The 17913-nt window shown below is 63.4% G+C and carries 12 protein-coding genes; 9 read left to right on the plus strand and 3 right to left on the minus strand.

Features of this window, described 5'->3' with window-relative positions:
- Position 1: 1 nt before the first annotated feature.
- From G432_RS11100 to G432_RS11110, 3 genes are all read right to left on the minus strand, one after another.
- A complete protein-coding gene (locus G432_RS11100) occupies positions 2-778 on the minus strand; it encodes an enoyl-CoA hydratase-related protein (protein WP_015458916.1) in 777 nt (258 codons plus the stop codon).
- A 54-nt stretch (positions 779-832) separates the two neighbouring features.
- Positions 833-1276: a methylmalonyl-CoA epimerase gene (mce, locus tag G432_RS11105; RefSeq protein WP_015458917.1), complete on the minus strand. Its 444-nt coding sequence runs from the start codon at positions 1274-1276 to the stop codon at positions 833-835.
- A 120-nt stretch (positions 1277-1396) separates the two neighbouring features.
- Positions 1397-2929: an acyl-CoA carboxylase subunit beta gene (locus G432_RS11110; protein ID WP_015458918.1), complete on the minus strand. Its 1533-nt coding sequence runs from the start codon at positions 2927-2929 to the stop codon at positions 1397-1399.
- Between the two features lie 130 nt (positions 2930-3059).
- Here G432_RS11110 and G432_RS11115 point away from each other — a divergent pair, with 130 nt between their 5' ends.
- The 9 genes from G432_RS11115 to G432_RS22135 all read left to right on the plus strand — a co-directional run bounded on the left by G432_RS11115 (position 3060) and on the right by G432_RS22135 (position 17893).
- Entirely contained in the window at positions 3060-4487 is a 1428-nt protein-coding gene (locus tag G432_RS11115) for a helix-turn-helix domain-containing protein (protein ID WP_015458919.1), read from the plus strand.
- Between the two features lie 92 nt (positions 4488-4579).
- On the plus strand, positions 4580-5623 hold the full coding sequence (locus tag G432_RS11120) for a phytanoyl-CoA dioxygenase family protein (RefSeq protein WP_015458920.1): 1044 nt from the start codon (positions 4580-4582) through the stop codon (positions 5621-5623).
- 210 nt (positions 5624-5833) lie between these two features.
- On the plus strand, positions 5834-6712 hold the full coding sequence (locus G432_RS11125; protein WP_236626764.1) for a KpsF/GutQ family sugar-phosphate isomerase: 879 nt from the start codon (positions 5834-5836) through the stop codon (positions 6710-6712).
- A gap of 6 nt (positions 6713-6718) precedes the next feature.
- Complete coding sequence (locus G432_RS11130) at positions 6719-7540, plus strand: 3-deoxy-manno-octulosonate cytidylyltransferase (RefSeq protein WP_015458922.1); 822 nt, start codon at positions 6719-6721, stop codon at positions 7538-7540.
- Positions 7541-7752: 212 nt separating this feature from the next.
- On the plus strand, positions 7753-9318 hold the full coding sequence (locus G432_RS11135; RefSeq protein WP_236626765.1) for a capsular polysaccharide export protein, LipB/KpsS family: 1566 nt from the start codon (positions 7753-7755) through the stop codon (positions 9316-9318).
- Positions 9315-10586 carry a capsule biosynthesis protein gene (locus tag G432_RS11140; protein ID WP_015458924.1) on the plus strand — a complete coding sequence of 424 codons (1272 nt, stop codon included), beginning with the start codon at positions 9315-9317 and terminating at the stop codon, positions 10584-10586. Before G432_RS11135 ends, G432_RS11140 begins: the two co-directional genes overlap by 4 nt.
- Positions 10587-10671: 85 nt before the next feature.
- Entirely contained in the window at positions 10672-11958 is a 1287-nt protein-coding gene (locus G432_RS11145) for a glycosyltransferase family 4 protein (RefSeq protein ID WP_015458925.1), read from the plus strand.
- Between the two features lie 293 nt (positions 11959-12251).
- Positions 12252-13682 (plus strand): glycosyltransferase family 2 protein, encoded by a 1431-nt coding sequence (locus tag G432_RS22130; RefSeq protein WP_084673650.1) that lies wholly within the window; start codon positions 12252-12254, stop codon positions 13680-13682.
- Positions 13679-17893 carry a rhamnosyltransferase WsaF family glycosyltransferase gene (locus G432_RS22135; protein WP_144062034.1) on the plus strand — a complete coding sequence of 1405 codons (4215 nt, stop codon included), beginning with the start codon at positions 13679-13681 and terminating at the stop codon, positions 17891-17893. The genes G432_RS22130 and G432_RS22135 overlap by 4 nt, the downstream gene beginning before the upstream one ends.
- Positions 17894-17913: the final 20 nt, after the last annotated feature.

Genomic DNA, 17913 nt, shown 5'->3' on the forward strand with positions numbered 1-17913 from the left:
CTCACTTGCCTTCGTATCGGGCCGGGCGCTTTTCGAGGAAGGCGGCGACGCCCTCCTTGAAATCGGCGGACTGGCCGGCCGTCTTCTGGTCCGCCCGTTCGCGGGCCAGCACGTCGGTCAGGTCCTCGCCCAGCGCGCGGCGCACGCTGTTGCGGATCAGGCTGATCGCCTTGGTCGGCCCCTTGGCGAGGCGGGTGGCGACGGCGCGGGCCTCGCCCAGCAGCGCCTCGTCGTCCACCGCGCGGTTGATCAGGCCCCAGGCCTCGGCCTTCTCGGCGGGCACGCGCTCGCCCAGCAGCATCATCTCCAGCGCGCGGGCGCGGCCGACGGCGCGGGCCACCAGCCAGGTCGCGCCGGCATCGGGGACGAGGCCGATATTGACGAAGGCCAGCAGGAAATAGGCCGATCGCGCCGCCAGCACATAATCGCCCCACAAGGCCACCGAGCAGCCGGCACCGGCGGCGAGGCCGTTGACCGCCGTCACCACCGGGATCGGCAGGCTCGCGAACTTTTCCGCCAGCGGATTATAATGGCTGTCGAGCAGCTCGCCCGGGTCCTCCGGCAGGCCGCCCGCATCCTGCAGGTCCGCGCCCGAGCAGAAGGCCCGGCCCTCGCCGGTCAGCAGGATGGCGCGCGCGCCTTCGGCCAGCGCCTTGTCCAGCGCGTCCGATACCTCCTCGAACAGCTTGAGCGAGATCGCGTTCAGCCGGTCGGGCCGGTCGAGGGTGATCGTCGCGACCTTGTCGGCCAGGTCGTAGCGGATGGTGGCGTAGGTCATGTGCTGCTCCCCGAACCGCTCAGCCTTTTCTCAGGATAAGCGGATATATTCATCTCAATGCGTGCCGTCGCCCTTCGGCGTTTCCATGATCTCGGTCAGCACCCCGCCCATGTCCCTGGGGTGGACGAAGAAGATGAGCGTGCCGTGCGCGCCGATGCGGGGTTCGCCCAGCACCTTCTTGCCCATCGCCAGAAATTCCGCGCGCGCGGCGTGGATGTCCGGCACCTCGTAGCACATATGGTGCTGGCCGCCGGCCGGGTTCTTGGCGAGGAAGCCGTGGATCGGGCTGTCCGTGCCCAGCGGCTCGATCAGCTCGATCTGGGTGCCGGCGGTGCCGTTCTCGCCCGGCGTGTCGACGAAGCACACCTTCACGCCCTGGCTCGGCATGTCGAACGGCTCGTGAATCTTCACGGCACCCATCACGTCGCGCCAATAGGCGATCGCCGCCTCGATCGACGGCGTGGCGACGCCGACATGGTTCAAACGGCCGAGTTTCATCACTTCCGATCCTTCAATCGTCATGCCAGCGAAGGCTGGCATCTCCCGCGACAGGGAGAATGGCCGGTCGTCGAGCCGCCCGTCATCCCGACTTTGGTCAGGATGACGGCTCGACGGCCGTCACAGCGGAATATTGTCGTGCTTCTTCCAGGGATTTTCGAGGCTCTTGTTGCGGAGCTTGCGGAGGCCCAGCGCGATCCGCCGCCGCGTCGAATGCGGCATGATCACCTCGTCGATGAAGCCCTTGCTCGCCGCCACGAAGGGGTTGGCGAACTGGTCCTCATATTCCTTGGTGCGCTGGGCGATCTTCTCGGGCTCGCCGATATCCTTGCGGAAGATGATCTCCACCGCGCCCTTGGCGCCCATCACCGCGATTTCGGCGGTGGGCCAGGCATAATTATAATCGCCGCGCAGATGCTTGGACGACATGACGTCATAGGCGCCGCCATAGGCCTTGCGGGTGATGACGGTGATCTTCGGCACGGTCGCCTCGGCATAAGCGAACAGCAGCTTGGCGCCGTGCTTGATGATGCCGTTATGCTCCTGCGCGGTGCCTGGCAGGAAGCCGGGCACGTCGACGAAGGTGACGATCGGGATGTCGAAGGCGTCGCAGAAGCGGACGAAGCGGCCGGCCTTCTTCGAGGAATTGATGTCCAGGCAGCCCGCCAGCACCATCGGCTGGTTGGCGACGATGCCCACGGTGCGCCCCTCGATCCGGCCGAAACCGGTGATGATATTGGCGGCATGGGTGGGCTGGACCTCGAAGAAGTCGCCCTCGTCGACGACCTTCGCGATCAGCTCCTTCATGTCATAGGGCTTGTTGGCGCTGTCCGGGATCAGCGTGTCCAGGCTCTCCTCGATCCGGTCCCAGGGGTCGTCGCTCGGCCGCACCGGCACATGCTCGCGATTGGACAGCGGCAGGAAATCGAAGAAGTCGCGGGTGGCGAGCAGCGCCTCGATATCATTCTCGAACGCGACGTCGGCGACGCCCGACTTGGCGGTGTGGGTGACGGCGCCGCCCAGTTCCTCCTGCGTCACCACCTCGTTGGTCACGGTCTTCACCACGTCCGGCCCGGTGACGAACATGTAGGACGAATCCTTCACCATGAAGATGAAGTCGGTCATCGCCGGGGAATAGACGGCGCCACCCGCGCACGGCCCCATGATGACGCTGATCTGCGGCACCACGCCGGAAGCCAGCACGTTCCTCTGGAACACCTCGGCATAGCCGCCCAGCGAGGCGACGCCTTCCTGGATGCGGGCGCCGCCCGAATCGTTGAGGCCGATCACCGGCGCGCCGACCTTCAGCGCCATATCCATGATCTTGCAGATCTTCTGCGCGTGCCGTTCGGAAAGCGATCCGCCGAACACGGTGAAATCCTGGCTGAACACGAAGACGAGGCGGCCGTTGATCGTGCCCGATCCGGTGACGACGCCGTCGCCGGGGATCTTCTGGTCGGCCATGCCGAAATCGACGCAATTATGCTCGACATAGGTGTCGACTTCCTCGAACGACCCCTCGTCCAGCAGCACCTCGATCCGTTCGCGCGCGGTCAGCCGGCCCTTCTTGTGCTGCGCGTCGATCCGCGCCTGGCCGCCGCCCATCCGCGCGGCGGCGCGCTTCTCCTCGAGCTTCTGCAAAATCGCCAGCATCGTTCCTCGCTTCGTTCGAATGGGCTTTCGAGGCTTCCCTTTCCAAGCTTGGCGCGCCATGGCAAATGTGAATTTGCGAAATTGCGAAGCCGGATTTTGCAAATGCCGGCGGAAGAGGAGGAGGGCGCGCATGGCGGACGCAGCGGAAAGGCGGCCTCTCCGCGCGCGCCTGTTCGCCGGGGGCGAGCTGCGCGGCCTCCGCCGGCGGCACGGGCTGGGGCAGGCGGCGATGGCCGAACGGCTCGGCATTTCGGTGAGCTATCTCTCCCAGCTGGAAAATGACGACCGCCCGGTGACGCGGCCGGTGGCCGATGCGCTGGCCCGCATCTTCCCGCTGGACTGGACGGAGCAGGCGGATGCCGCGGGCACCCGCCAGGCGGCGATGCGCGAGGCGATGGCCGATCCGCTGTTCGCCGATCTCGGCCCGCCCGATGCGCTTCACCGCGCGGTGGAACAGCAGCCCGACCTCGCCGATCGCTTCCTGCGCCTCCACGCCGCCTGGCGCCGTGCGGAGGAACGGCTCCAGATGGCGGACGAGGCGATCGGCGCGGGCACTGCGCGGGGCGGGCGGCTGCCGTGGGAGGAGGTGCGCGACTGGTTCCACCTCGCCGGCAATTATGTCGACAGCATCGATCGCGCGGCCGAGGCGCTGGCGCAGGAGCTGGACGCCCAGCCGCTGGGCGAGGGGCTGATCGCCCATATCCTGAAGCAGCGCCACGGCGTCGACGTCCTGTCCTCCGGCGATGAGGCGGCGGCGATGCGGCGCTTCGATCGCGCGCGCGGCCTCCTCACCCTCGGCCGCGCCCTGCCGCCCGAAACCCGGCGGTTCGCGCTGGCCCACCAGCTCGCCCTGCTCGAATTCCGCGATGCCATCGCCGCCGTCGCCGGGGCGGCCGATCTCCGCACCGGCGAGGCGAAGACATTGCTTTCGGTCGGCCTCGCCAATTATGCCGCCGGCGCGCTGCTGATGCCCTATGCCCGCTTCCGCGAGACGGCGCGCGCGCTCCGCCACGATATCGACCGGCTGTGCCAGCGCTTCGGCGTCAGCTTCGAACAGGCCTGCCACCGGCTGTCCACCCTGCAGCGCGCTGGCGCGCGCGGCATCCCCTTCTTCTTCTGCCGGGTGGACATGGCCGGCAACATCACCAAGCGCCATTCCGCCACCCGCCTGCAATTCGCCCGTTTCGGCGGCGCCTGCCCCTTGTGGATCGTGCACGAGGCGGTGGCGATCCCGGACCGCATCCTCGTCCAGCTCGCCGAGACGCCCGATGGCGTGCGCTATGTCCAGATGGCCAAGGGGCTGGTGAAGCCGTCGGGCAGCTATGCCCGCTCGCCCCGCCGCTACGCCGTGGCGTTGGGCTGCGAGGCCGATCACGCCGCCGAGTTCATCTATGCTGACGGCCTCGACACCGCGCGCGCCGCCGCCGCCACGCCGATCGGCATATCCTGCCGCCTCTGCCCCCGCCCCGATTGCGACCAGCGCGCCTTCCCCCCCTCCGACCGCGCCATCGAGGTCGACCCCGACGTGCGGGACGTGGTGCCGTATCGGGTGGGATAGCGTTCGATTGCCACTCGATAATCCGGCGATGCCGGCCTACCACTGCGCGCATGAAGTCCCATCCCGGCCCATCTAGCCCTTCGACCGTCACGATGCCGCGGGCGCCGCATCCGGTCTCGCGCATCAAGGCGATAACGGGCTTTCCCTGGTGGCTGGCGCAGCTTTTCACCGGCGCCAAATCCTTCAAGGACAACCCCCTCATCGGTTCGCATCGGCTGAACCGGTGGGGGCTGCACGCGCTGCGGGTGCGGGTCGCCCACTCTCTGGCCGCGCGGCGGCGGCGGCGGATGGAGGCGCGCATCGCGCCGGAGCACCGCGCGGCCTTTGCCCGCGACGGTTTCGTCCGCGTCGATAATGTGCTGCCCGAGGCCGAGTTCGAGGCGCTGCGCGATCGCCTGTTCGCAGTGGAGATGCCGGCGCGCGAGATGCTGCAGGGCGATACCATCACCCGCCGGATCGCGATCGATCCCGAACTGCTCGGTGCCGTGCCCGCCCTCCGTGCCCTGCTCGCCTCGCCCCTCTGGTCGGGGCTGACGCGCTACGTCGCCAGTTTCGACAGCGAGCCGGTGCATTATATCCAGACGATCCTCACCCATCGCGCCGATGCGCCGCTCGATCCGCAGACGCATCTTCATGCCGATACTTTCCACCCGACGATGAAGGCTTGGTATTTCCTTACCGACGTGGCGGAGGACGAAGGGCCGTTCTGCTATGTTCCGGGATCGCACCGGATCACCCCGGAGCGGCTGGCCTGGGAAAAGGCGAAGAGCGAGGCCGCCCCCCACGGGATCGATCATCTTTCCGCGCGCGGATCGCTGCGGATCACGCCGGATGAGGTGGCGGCGCTCGGCCTGCCGCCGGCGCAGAGCTTTGCGGTGCCGGCCAACACGCTGATCGTGGCGGACACCTTCGGCTTCCACGCGCGGGGCCTTGCGGCGCGCCCTTCGTGCCGCATCGAAATCTGGGCCTATGGCCGCCGCAATCCCTTCCTGCCCTGGAAAGGGCTCGATCCCCTGTCCCTTCCCGGCATCGCCGAAAGACGGGTGGGGTGGATGTGGTTTGCGCGCGACAGGTTTGAAAAATGGATCGGCCAGCCGTGGAAATCCAGGGGGCGAATGAAACCAGGATCGAGTTAAAGGGTATATAACCCCAATAAAGGACCGTTCGTCGCTCGACTTCGGTTTGGCGACTTGCTAATGCCGCGCCGCAATATAGTGTGAAATGGTGACAAAAGAATAGATGGCGATCCAGTCGATATGCTGATCAACCCCAGATTGGATGCACGATCGACGGGGGCGTCGGTCATTCAGCAGGAAGCGGCGGGGCTTGCCAGTCTTGCGGCGCAATTGGATCAGTCCTTTGATGCCGCGGTTGCGCGCATCGTCGCCACCGAGGGGCGGATCATCGTCGCGGGCATGGGCAAATCCGGCCTGATCTGCCGGAAGATCGCCGCGACCTTGTCGGCAACCGGTTCGGCCGCCTATTTCATCCATCCCGCCGAAGCCTCGCATGGCGATCTCGGCTCGCTGAAGCCCGGCGATACGCTGCTGGTCCTGTCCAATTCGGGCTCCACGCCGGAATTGCGGCCGCTGGTGGCCTATGCCCTGGCGCTGGATGTTCCGGTGATCGCGGTAGCATCGGAACCGATGTCGGAACTGATGCTGCAGGCCGATATCGGCATCCTGCTGCCGAAGGTAGCCGAAGCCTGCCCGGAAAAGATCGCGCCCACGACGTCCACGGCGATGATGTTGGCGCTGGGCGACGCCCTGGCCATCACCGCGATGCAGATGCGCGGCATCTCGCGGGACGAGTTGATCCGTTGGCATCCGGGCGGCAATATCGGCTGGCAGGCGCTGCCGGTCTCCCGCCTCATTCGCCGAACCGACGCGCTGCCGCTCGTCAAGCGTTCGGCCAGCATGCGCGACGTGGTGATCGAGATGACGTCGATCGGCAAGGGCGTCGCCGGCGTGGTCGACGATGCCGGCGGGCTGATCGGCATCATCACCGATGGCGACCTCCGGCGCTCTTTCGATCGCATGTTGCTGGCAACGGCGGAGGAGATCATGACGCACGCCCCCAAGACGGTGTCGGGCACGACCACGGTGGCCGAGGCGCGCGAGCTCATGGCGGAGAACCGGATCACGGTGGTTTTCGTCATGGATGGCGATAATCCCAGCAAGCCCGCCGGGCTCATCCACATCCACGATCTCGCTCCGGCCGCCTGAGGCGCCATGGCACCGTCGGGCCCGCCCCGGGACGTCGCGATCGTTATTCCGGCGCGCTACAAGTCGAGCCGTTATCCCGGCAAACCCCTTGCCGGGATCCGCGGCGCGACGGGAATCGCCAAGCCCCTGGTTCAGCGCAGCTTCGAGGCGGCCGGCATGGTGGCCGGCGCCGCGTCTGTCCATATCGCGACTGATGACGATCGCATCGCGGAGGCGGCCCGGGCCTTCGGGGCATCGGTCATCCTGACCCCCGAAAGCTGCGCCAACGGCACCGAACGAGTCGCGGCTGCCTTGCCCGATCTGCCCGATGCAGCGGAGATCATCGTCAATTTCCAGGGCGATGCGCTGTTGACGCCGCCCGCGCTGGTCGAGGCGTTGATCGCCCACATGCGGGCTGACCCGGCTTGCGGTGTCGCCACGGTCGCGGTGCGCTGCTCGCCCACCGCCTACCGGCATCTGCTGGCCGATCAGGCGGCGGGCCGGAGCGGGGGCACGACGGTCGTCGTCGACCAGGCGGGCCGCGCGCTCTATTTCTCGAAGCGGGTGATTCCCTTCATCCAGCCGGGCAGCCCGGCCGAGGCCGACCCGCCCGTGCTGATGCACCTCGGCCTCTACGCCTATCGCAGGCAGGCGCTCGAGGGATATCGCGCCGCACCGCCGTCACCGGCGGAGGAGCATGAAGGGCTGGAGCAGCTCCGCTTCCTCGATCGCGGAATCGCGGTGGCGGTGGTCCGGTGTGATCCGCCCGAATGGGATGCGATCGAGCTCAACAATCCCACCGACATGGCCCCGATCGAGGCCGTGCTCGCCACGCGGGGGCTGGTCTGATGGCCGGCGCCACATATCGCGGCCATGCCGCAGCCCCACCTAGAGCGCCGATCCGACCGGCGGCTTTCAATGACATGATGGAGCGGGCTTATCCTCCGCGCGCGATGCGGGAGCCCCTGCTCCGCATCCCGCCATTCCCCGGCGCGCGCGTGCCGGCGCTCATGGTGCCCGCCCGGACCGCCCCGGAACGGGGGGAGGATATCGGGGCTTGCATGGCCGCTCTGCGCGAGGCGCGGGTGGGCGGGACCTTCTGGGCCGCCCGGCCGGCGATCGATGCCGCCCGGACGATCGTCGCCCGCCCCGCCAGCGCGGCTCAGGCGCGCGCAATGATCGCCGCCGCCCGCGCGGAGGGATGCCGGGACCGGCTTCTTTTCTGGCTGCCGAGGCGGATTTTCCGTCTTGGATCGGAATTGCGGGGCTTTCCGGTCATCCATGGGAATTGCGATCCGTGGGCATTGATCGACCAGGTCGAGAGGATATGGCTCGACGCGGGCGACCCTCTCGCCCTCCTCGCCCGGATCGGCGGCCGGCAGGTCAGGACCTGGGGAGACGGCGTTTTCGCCGGTCTCGCGGAGGCCGGGGAGGATAAGCTGACGGCCTGGGTCGCCAGCTTCCTGGTCGATGGAGTCTGCTATCGCGATCCCTTCTCCGGCCAGGATATCGGGCTGTCCGCGGCGATCGATCTGCTGGAATATTGGCGGCGGCTGATCGATGCCAATCGCCCCATCGCCGCCGCCGCCGGTTTCGCGCGATGGAAACGCGCGACGGTGGCGCCGCTCTTGTGGAACGGCACCGATCCCGTCCGGTTCATTTCGCCCGGCGAGCCCGCCCTTTCCAGCCTGCCCACGGGAAGCGTTCTGGCATTATGGAAATCAAAGGTCCCTGATGCGTTCCTGTCTGCGGTTGCAGAAAAGGAAATTGCGGTGAGGGAGGTTGAGGACGGCTTTATCCGCTCCAGCGGGCTCGGGGCCAATTGCGTCCCCCCCCTCTCCATCACGGTCGATCGCCTGGGCGTCCACTTCGATCCCGCCCGGGCCAGCGAGCTTGAGACGTTGCTCGAAACGGCGACTTTTCCGGCGGAGCTGCTCGATCGCGCGGACCGGCTGCGGCAGATGATCCGCGCAACCGGCCTCAGCAAATATGACGTGGGCGGCGATGCCATGGATCGCCCCGGGGGTGACCGCCGCCACGTGCTGGTGCCGGGTCAGGTGGAGGATGATCGCTCCGTGCTTTCCGGCGGCGGCGGCGTGGGTGGCAATCTCGGCCTGCTTCGCCGCGCGCGCGAAATGGAACCGGATGCCTTCATTCTTTACAAGCCCCACCCCGATGTCGAGGCCGGGCACCGGAAGGGCAGGATTCCCGAGGGCGAGGCGGAACGGCTTGCCGATATGGTGGTGCGCGACGCCCCGATCTCCGCATTGCTGGACATGGTGGACGCCGTCCATGTGATGACGTCGCTTGCGGGGTTCGAAGCGCTGGTCCGCGGAAAGCCCGTCGTCGCCCATGGCGTCCCTTTCTATGCGGGGTGGGGGCTCACCACCGATCTCGGGCCGGTTCCGCCGAGGCGGACGCGCCGTCGCAACGTCTTGGAGCTGATCGCGGCCGTGTTATTGCTGTATCCGCGCTATCTCGATCCCGCGACGCGGCTGCCATGTCCGCCGGAGATCCTGGTGGAGCGCCTTGTCGCCGGGGTTCGGCGTCAGAACGGTGCGGTGGTTGCTTTCCGGCGTCTACAGGGGAATTTCATGCGTTTGATCATGAGGGGCGGGATCGCGTGAAGCTTATCGATCGCCCGCAACGGTCCTTTCTTTTCCTCCAGGGTCCCCCGGGGCCCTTCTTCGCCATGCTGGGCGCGGAGCTGCGCGCGCGGGGCTGTGCCGTCCACCGCATCAACCTCAATGGCGGCGACAAGCGCGACTGGTCGGAAGGAGGCGTCGATTATCGCGGCCCCGTCTCGCGATGGCCGATCTTCGTCGATCGCTACATGCGGGAAAACGGCATCACCGATCTGATGCTTTACGGTGATTGCCGCCCCATGCATATCGCGGCGCACGGCATGGCGAAGCTGCGCGGCATCGCCATCCATGTCCTGGAGGAAGGCTATATCCGGCCCGACTGGATGACGCTGGAACCCGACGGCGTAAACGGCCGCTCCACGCTGTCCCGCGATCCGCAATGGTTTCTCGACCAAGCGCGCAACCTGCCTCCCGTGCCGGTGCTGCCGCCGATCACGGCCAGCTTCGGCCGGCGCGCGCACGACAGCTACTGGCATTATCATCGGATCGTCACCGGGCGGCTGCATTTTCCTTATTACCGCCCGCACCGGCCGGGTTCGATCATCATGGACGGCTTCGGCTGGCTCAACCGCTTCCGTCTGGCCAAGCGCCGCGCGCGCGAGGCGGAAGCGGTGCTGCGCGCGATCAAGGGCAGCGACTATTTCCTGTTCCCGCTGCAACTGACGGCGGATTACCAGATCCGCGCCCATTCGCCGTTCGGCGACATGAAGACGGCGGCGGAATATGTGATCGAAAGCTTCGGCCGCCACGCTCCCGCCAGCGCGAGGCTGGTGGTGAAGGAGCATCCGCTGGATTCCACCTTCTTCGACTGGTGCTCCTTCGTGCGGAAGACGGCCCGCCGGTTCGGCTGCGAGGACCGCATCTTCCATATCGACGGCGGCGATCTGGAGGCCTTGTCCTCCGCGTCGCGCGGGATGATCTGCGTCAACAGCACGTCCGGCACGCTGGCATTGGCGTGCGGCACGCCGGTGATGGTGCTGGGGGATGCCATCTACGACATTCCCGGCATGACCCATCAGGGGCGGCTGGACGAATTCTGGACGGCGCCGAAGCAGCCCGATGTCCGCCTGTTCGATGCATTTCATCGCGTGCTGCTGGCCCGCTGCCTCATTCGCGGTGGCCTGGCGAGCCAATCGGCGACAAGGATACTCGTTCAGTCGACCATCGAGCGGCTCATGATGCCAACCGAGTTGCGGGTGGCGTCTACGGTTATCGAGGTTGAAGCCCGCTGGGCTCGGAGAGGCACTTGAAGCAGGTTGACCTGGCAACGCCAGAGATGCGCCGGGGGGGCGTATTTGGTAATCAAAGAAGATGAAGATGCTCTTCCCCACGGTGATGGAGCGGTCCGCATCCCAGCGCCAGCCCACCGGAGTGGTTCGCCGCGATCCTGTAAATAACGCCACCCCGCTGGCGGACGTCGAGGTCGTGCTCGACATATCCCGCCTGATCTCGCGCATCCATCATTCGACTCCCACAGGCATCGACAGGGTCGAGATGGCCTATGCGCGGGAGCTGCTCCGGCTCATTCCCGAACAACTTTCTTTCGCGGCGCTGCATCCGCTGGGGCCTTATGGCAGGCTCCCGCGCGCGGCGGTGATCGACTTTCTCGACAACCTGGAGGCGCGATGGAGCGGGCATGGGGAGGCGGTGTCGCGCCATCCCGTGCTCAAGGCCCGGTGGATGCTGAAGGCCTTGTGGAGGATGCGTCCCCGCCCCCTGCCCCGGGGCGCATTGGGACGGAAGCGGGTGCTGTTGCAAAGCTCGCCGCACCATCTGCATGACGAACGCGCGCTCCGGAACATCCTCGACAGGGAGCAGGCGCGCTTCGTCTGCCTGCTGCACGATCTCATTCCCATGGAATATCCGGAATATGCCCGACCGGGCGGGGCGGCGCTGCATCGCCGGCGGATCGATACGGTGGCACGCCATGCCGCTGCCGTCATCGCCAATTCCGACGCTACCCGGCAGGCTTTCCTCCCCTATCTGGAGAAGGAAGGGCGCACGATTCCGGTGGAGGTCGCGCTTCTCGGATTGGATCCTTATGGGCAGGGCGAGGTCGCCGCACCGGCCGTGCAGCCATATTTTCTTTGTCTGGGGACGATCGAACCCCGCAAGAACCACCTGCTGCTCCTGCATATCTGGCGGCGCCTGTCCGAGCAGTTCGGCGCGCATAATATCCCCAAGCTGATGATAGTGGGACGGCGCGGCTGGGAAAATGAACAGATCGTCGATCTGCTGGATCGCTGCCCCGCGCTCGTCGATTGCGTGGAAGAATATGGCGATCTGCCGGATTCGGAACTCCGCGTCCTCATGAAGGGTGCGCGCGCCCTGCTGATGCCCAGTTTCGCCGAAGGCTTCGGCATGCCGGTGGCCGAAGCCCTGGCTCTGGGCGTGCCCGTGGTCTGCAGCGACCTGCCGGCCTTGCGGGAAGTTGGAGGTGCGGTGCCGGACTATCTTGATCCCCTCGATGGAAGGGCGTGGATCGAGACTATCCTCGATTTCTCGGAGGAAAATTCGGCCGGGCGCGAGGCTCAGTTGAGCCGGATTGCATCCTGGTCTCCCCCGGAGTGGAGGCAGCATATCATGGTTGTCGTCAACATATTGGCGAATATAAATTACTGAAGTGATTTGCCGATGTTGAAGATCTGTTGATCTTGTCCGATAAGGGGCGCTGCCATATGGGTAGTTATACATCCGAGCTATCAGATCGGATTTATGGGCGGGATGATTTCAATAAAATTATTCCGTCTTCGAAATGAAGTATGCTCTTCTGGTCCGCCTGGAACATTGGGGGCGCGCGAAGACGGATTGGCGAGACGGTGCAGGGTCGGCATATGAACGAGGATGGACTATGATTCCGGATTGCCCGCCGGCGACAGCCGGCAGCGGAATTCGGAAAGCGGGGCGAGTTTCTGATGAAATTGGGCGGTGAAAATAATCCTGTGAATGACATGACGATAAAAGTGGCTAACGGCGAAGAGGCCGAAGGGTCAAAGGGCGCGGCCAAGGTTGCTGTCATTACCAGAACCAGAAACCGCCCTCTCTTGCTCGAACGGGCGGCCCGAAGTGTCGCGGCACAGACTTTCAGGGATTTTATCTGGGTCGTCGTCAATGACGGCGGTGACGAATCGGCCGTCGAAAAGGTTGTGGAGGAAGCGGGATTTCCTTCCGGGCAAGTTCTTCTGATCTCGCAGCCCGTCAGCCGGGGTATGGAGGCGGCCTCCAATGCTGGCATCCGTGCATGTGGGTCCGAATATATCGTCATTCACGACGACGATGACAGTTGGGAGCCGGATTTCCTCCAGAAGACGGTAGCGTTTCTCGAGCGGCCCGAATCGTTTCGTTATGGCGGCGTCGCCGTGGAGGCGCTCCATGTCTCGGAAGAATTACGGGCGGGGCGTATCGTCGAACATGCGCGGCATTCCGCCATGCCGCTGCCTCGGCAAATCGAGCTTGCAGTCATGCTGCGCCACAATCAGTTTCCCCCCATCGCATTTCTATTCCGTCGTTCGATATGGGAAAGCATTGGCGGATACGATGAAGATCTTCCTGTGCTGGGGGATTGGGCTTTCAATCTCAATTTTCTGCTGAACGCCGACATTGGCGTATTGCCGGAGGCTCTCGCGGGATATCACCATCGGGATACCGGGGGGCTTCCCGCAGGCGCCTATGCGAATTCGGTTATTTCGGAAAAACCGTTGCATCGTGAATATGCGGCGATTGTTCGGAATCGATTCCTGCGCCGGGTCGGGAAGGATCAGACCCAAACCGCGCTCATCGCTATTCTGGGTTCGATCATCGATGACTGCCAAGCTGAAATCCGCACGCTCGAGGGTCGCCTTTCAACGATGGCGAGCAACGTATCGCGGCAAAAATCCATCGTAGAAGAGTTTTGCATAAACGCCGGGGCTTCTCTTGGAAAAGGCGGCGGCAATAATGCTCTTCAGGATTTGCTGGCGAAGATGCAGCGATACGATGCCAGCTCCACTGACAGGGTTGGAATATCGGCGCGGAACGTAGATGAATTCGACTATCTATGGGCTGCTGGCGAGGTGAATCGCCTTCTCGTGGGGTTGCGCCCTAAATATGTCATTTTCGGAAAGCGTTGCGCGCCGGTTGATCCCTCCGATCAGGATTGGGCGCCGCTTCTGAAAGCCTTGCATTATCTGCGTTCGCGGGGAAGATCCGTTTCCACGCCTTATGACTTCGATGAGGCGGCCTATCTCGCGCTGTATCCCGATGTTGGGGGAGCCGTGGCGGGAGGCAAGCAAATGTCGGGATATATGCATTATCTCTCCCACGGGCGGACCGAAGGGCGCCAGCGGACGACGCGGGGGAGGGGATGAGCATGCCGCGTGTGGAAGTTCTGGCTGCTGCATTTCGCGGGCGAAAAACAAGCGACGGTCCGAAGGATGATGATCCGCGCGAAATCTATTTCGATGCTGCATTCTACCTGCGGCGCCATGGAGTCGACGCTGATGCTTTCCGGCACTATCGCGAAGAGGGCTGGAAAGCGGGTTTCATGCCCAATCCTTTGTTCTGCCCCGTCCATTATGCCGAAGCCCACGGTCTAGGGCCGGACGAGGAGCCGCTTGCCCATTTTGTCGAGCAAGGTGACACGCCGGGCTTCACGTCGCCCGCCTTCGATGCGGCGGGTTATCTCCGTCTTTATCCGCACGTCGCCCTGAGCGGGGATGAGCCCTTGCATCACTTCCTGACGGTTGGCGTCCGTCAGGGATACGCGCCGGGCTTTGCGCTCTACGAACTCGCCGAAAGGAAAGAGGCGTTTCCCGATTTTGACTGGGAAAGCGCCGGGGCATTTCTGAACTTCGATGTGTTGGCGATTGGATCGCAGGAGGCGGAAGCCTACCGCAGTCTGATCGATCCGGTTTATTATACGGCGTTCTATCAGCATCAGTTGAACGGTCTATCCCCCGAGGAGCATTATGCCGTCCACGGCGCGCGCCGCGGAAATCGGGCCAATCCTTTTTTCGATGCGGCGTGGTATGCCCGCCGCCACGGGTTGCGCTTCGCCGATCCTCTGTGGGATCATATATTGACGGGGCGTCAGCCGGCACCGTTTTTCTGCGCAAAATCCTATCTCAGGGCGAATCCGGCGGTGGGTTCGCTTCGTGCGGCGTTCGCCCACTTTGTCGCCGGCGGAGAGGGCGGGCGTTGTGACCTGGGCTTGAATGGCGAACAGCTGACGATCTTGCGTAAGGCGTCCCCAGATTACCATTGGGACGAGGCCGGCGGCCATTATGCCTTTCCTTTCCAAGCGAGGGCGGTCGGAGGTTCGACACCAAGTGGCGGCGTTTCACTCCCGCCCAGGCGAATGGAGGCGGATCGCTTTCATCTTGATGCGATTCTTAACCGGAGCCGCCAGAAGAAGCTCATAAGTTTCGATATCTGGGACACTCTTTTGCGGCGTGTCTGCGATCCCGACATGGTCAAGTTCCATGCCGCAGCAGTCCTGCAGAACGTTATGCGGCAATATGCGCCGTCCCACGAATTGAGCGTTGCGGATCTTTATCGTCTACGTCAGCTGGCTGAATATCGTGTTGCGGACGAGCATTACGAATATCGCCACGAAACCATGATGTGGGATTGGATAGCCTTGGCTGGCGTGCCTGCCACGGAAAAAGTAGATGCCATCATCCGGGAAGTTGCCGAAGCCGAATTGGCTCGGGAGATGGAAGTCACTTGGGTGGATCCCACGGCGATCGCCCTGCTGGAGTCACTCGGTGACAAAAGAATCGTGGCTATATCGGATTTTTATCTGTCGGGTCGGCAGCTAAGTAAGATTCTGGATCATCACGGTCTGGATCGATATTTTCAGGGCGTCTATGTCTCCAGCGACTTGTTAAAGACCAAGCGAGCCGGAGATTTATTGGATCACGTCTGCGAAGCCGAAGGCTGTGATGTCGGCGATTGGTTGCACATCGGCGACAACAGGCATGCAGATTACGAAGTGCCCATCGGCCGCGGTGTGGACGCATATCATTTCGTCGACGATTTGGAGATGCAGCGCAAAATCTGCTTCCAGCGCGAGTTTGAGGCGGTGCTGTCGGGAGATGGTTCGTCGTTTGAGCCCCAAATTCTAAAGCTTCGTGATGTCGAAGAAGAGGAACGGGCGCTTGCGGCACAACTTCGCCAGGAATTATCCGCCTTCGATCCATTGAGCGATATTTCGAGCGTGGGATTGCTGGCGTCCATTTTTGCCGGATTCGGGCGTTTCATTCTGGAAAGGGCGCAAGAGGCAGGCGCAGATACGATCTATTTCGCAACGCGAGAGGGATTGTTCTTCAAAGAGGTATGCGAACTTCTGGCGCATGGCGATATCTTGCGGTCTGATTCGTATCCGGCTTTCCGAATGCTGGAGGTCAGTCGGCGGGCTACATTCGCCGCATCTCTGCGGAGTGCCTCCATTCAGGAGATGATGCGTCTGTGGTCGCTTTATTCGATACAATCGATGCAGGCTTTCGCTCGGACTCTCAATCTTGATGAAGATCGGATGAGCGATTTCTGCACGGCCGCCGGCATCAGTTTTGAAGAGAAGATAGTTTATCCGTGGAAGAATGAGCGGGTCATTGCGCTGTTCGCGGACGGGGTCTTTGTCGATTGGCTCAAGGCCGCCATCGCGCAGCAGCGCGCCGCATTGTGGGAATATCTCCAGGGCATTGGTTTCGATCCCGGTGCGGCCAAGAATCGCTTCATGGTGGACATCGGGTGGCGAGGTTCCATTCAGGACAATCTCGCATTTATCGTGAATGGTCGGCTGGATGGTGCCTATATGGCGCTTTACCGGTATCTGGCCGAGCAGCCGGCCAATGCCGCCAAGCATGGATTTCTGCTCGATCTCAACAAGACGCCGGATGATCAGTTTCACGTCGGTGATTTTGCCGCGCTCGAATTCATTTCGAATGGGCCGGGCGGATCGGTTACGGGCTATGCCGGCGGGCGGGCGCAGCGGCAGACGATCGCTAGCGAGGAAGCGCTGATGGAACAGCGGATCCTGCCGATGCAGGCCAGGATCTTGAGCGCTATCAAGGATCTGTTGCCAGTGCTGCGCGGCACGTCGCTCAGCGCCGGATCGTGGCGCGAGGTCGCGCGCCGGGCAGTCCGCAGATATACGGAGCGGCCGGATGAGGAGATCTCGTCGATCTTCCTGGAACTCGAGCATAACGAGACTTTCGGAGTCGGCGAAATCCAGGATATGCGGTCCGATGATGACGGGGAGCTTGAAAGTCTTGCGGGCGCAGCTTTCAATTCCGCAGTTCGCAATGAACTCGATCAGCGGCGCTGGTATCAAACCTGGTTATATGGCGGGCCGGGACGAAAGCTTTTATCAAATCTATCGGTAGATCAGAAGCTCAGCGCTCCTCGTCTGCAGGGAATTGTCAAGGCGCCGGCGTTGATCCGCAGTCTTGGTTATCGGGTGTCGATCTTTGCTCCGGAACCGATCCGCGGATCCGGCGGTCATCGCACGATCTACAACTTTGCCAAGGCGCTTGACGTCGCCGGTTTCAATGTGGACCTGTTTTCCGAGCGACGGGGTTCTCAATACGCCTATATTGAGCAGGAGCTGGCCGGCCATCCGATACGGATGCACGAACAGTGGTTTTCGGGAATTATCCCGGAGGCTGCTGTCGCGACAGTCAATTATTCGTCCAGCTACATATCGAAATCCTTTTCCGACAGGGTGAAGAAGTTCTACTTTGTCCAGGATTTTGAAGCAGCCTTCAATCCGGTGAGTGACGGTTACATCCGCGGCGAGAATTCATTCGCGGAGGGGCATTCCCACCTTTGCGTCGGGCGCTGGTTGCCGCATGTGCTGCGCACGCAGTTCGGCTCGGGTGCCATGGGCAGCGGGCTGGGCATAGACCCTCGAATTTATCGTCCGCTCGATGATGTCGAGCGGACCGATCGGATTGCCGTGTTGTTCCAGCCCGAAAAATGGCGCCGCTTGCCGGAGCACTGCCTAGAAGCGCTGACCATCGTCAAGGCTCGGCGTCCGCAGACGGAGATTGTCTTCTATGGCTCGGCCGAACGCCCGGCGGCTCCATTCCAGAATGTCCATCTTGGGTTGGTCGATGATCTGGCGCAGCTCAATCGACTCTATAATTCGGCCAGGATCGGCCTTTGCATCAGCCTGACCAACCCATCGCGCATCCCTTACGAAATGATGGCCGCCGGCTGCGTGCCGGTTGACGTATATCGATACAATAATTTGTTCGATTACGACAGCGGGACAAGCCTGCTTGCCTATCAGAGCGCCGCGTCGCTGGCGGCGGCGATGCTCCATCTGCTCGACGACCGAAATGAATGCGATGCTCGACGCAGGTCGTGTATCGCGACGGCCAAGGGCAGGACCCTTGCCTGGGAAATGGACGGCGCCGTCAACGCGCTCGAATATGTGCTGAACGGGGGTAGTCTGGGAGACTTGGCCGTCCCCGAACCTTCCTATACCGATCCGCCCTTCATAGCCGGGCCGGATGATCGCCCTGCCGTTCGTGCGTGGTGCGCGGCGCAGGCCAGGATGGCTGGAATGGATTAAGGCCTGGAAGCTCGGCTTCC

It is taken from the genome of Sphingomonas sp. MM-1, from assembly GCF_000347675.2.
In the GTDB taxonomy this organism is placed as follows: Bacteria; Pseudomonadota; Alphaproteobacteria; order Sphingomonadales; family Sphingomonadaceae; genus Sphingomonas_E; species Sphingomonas_E fennica.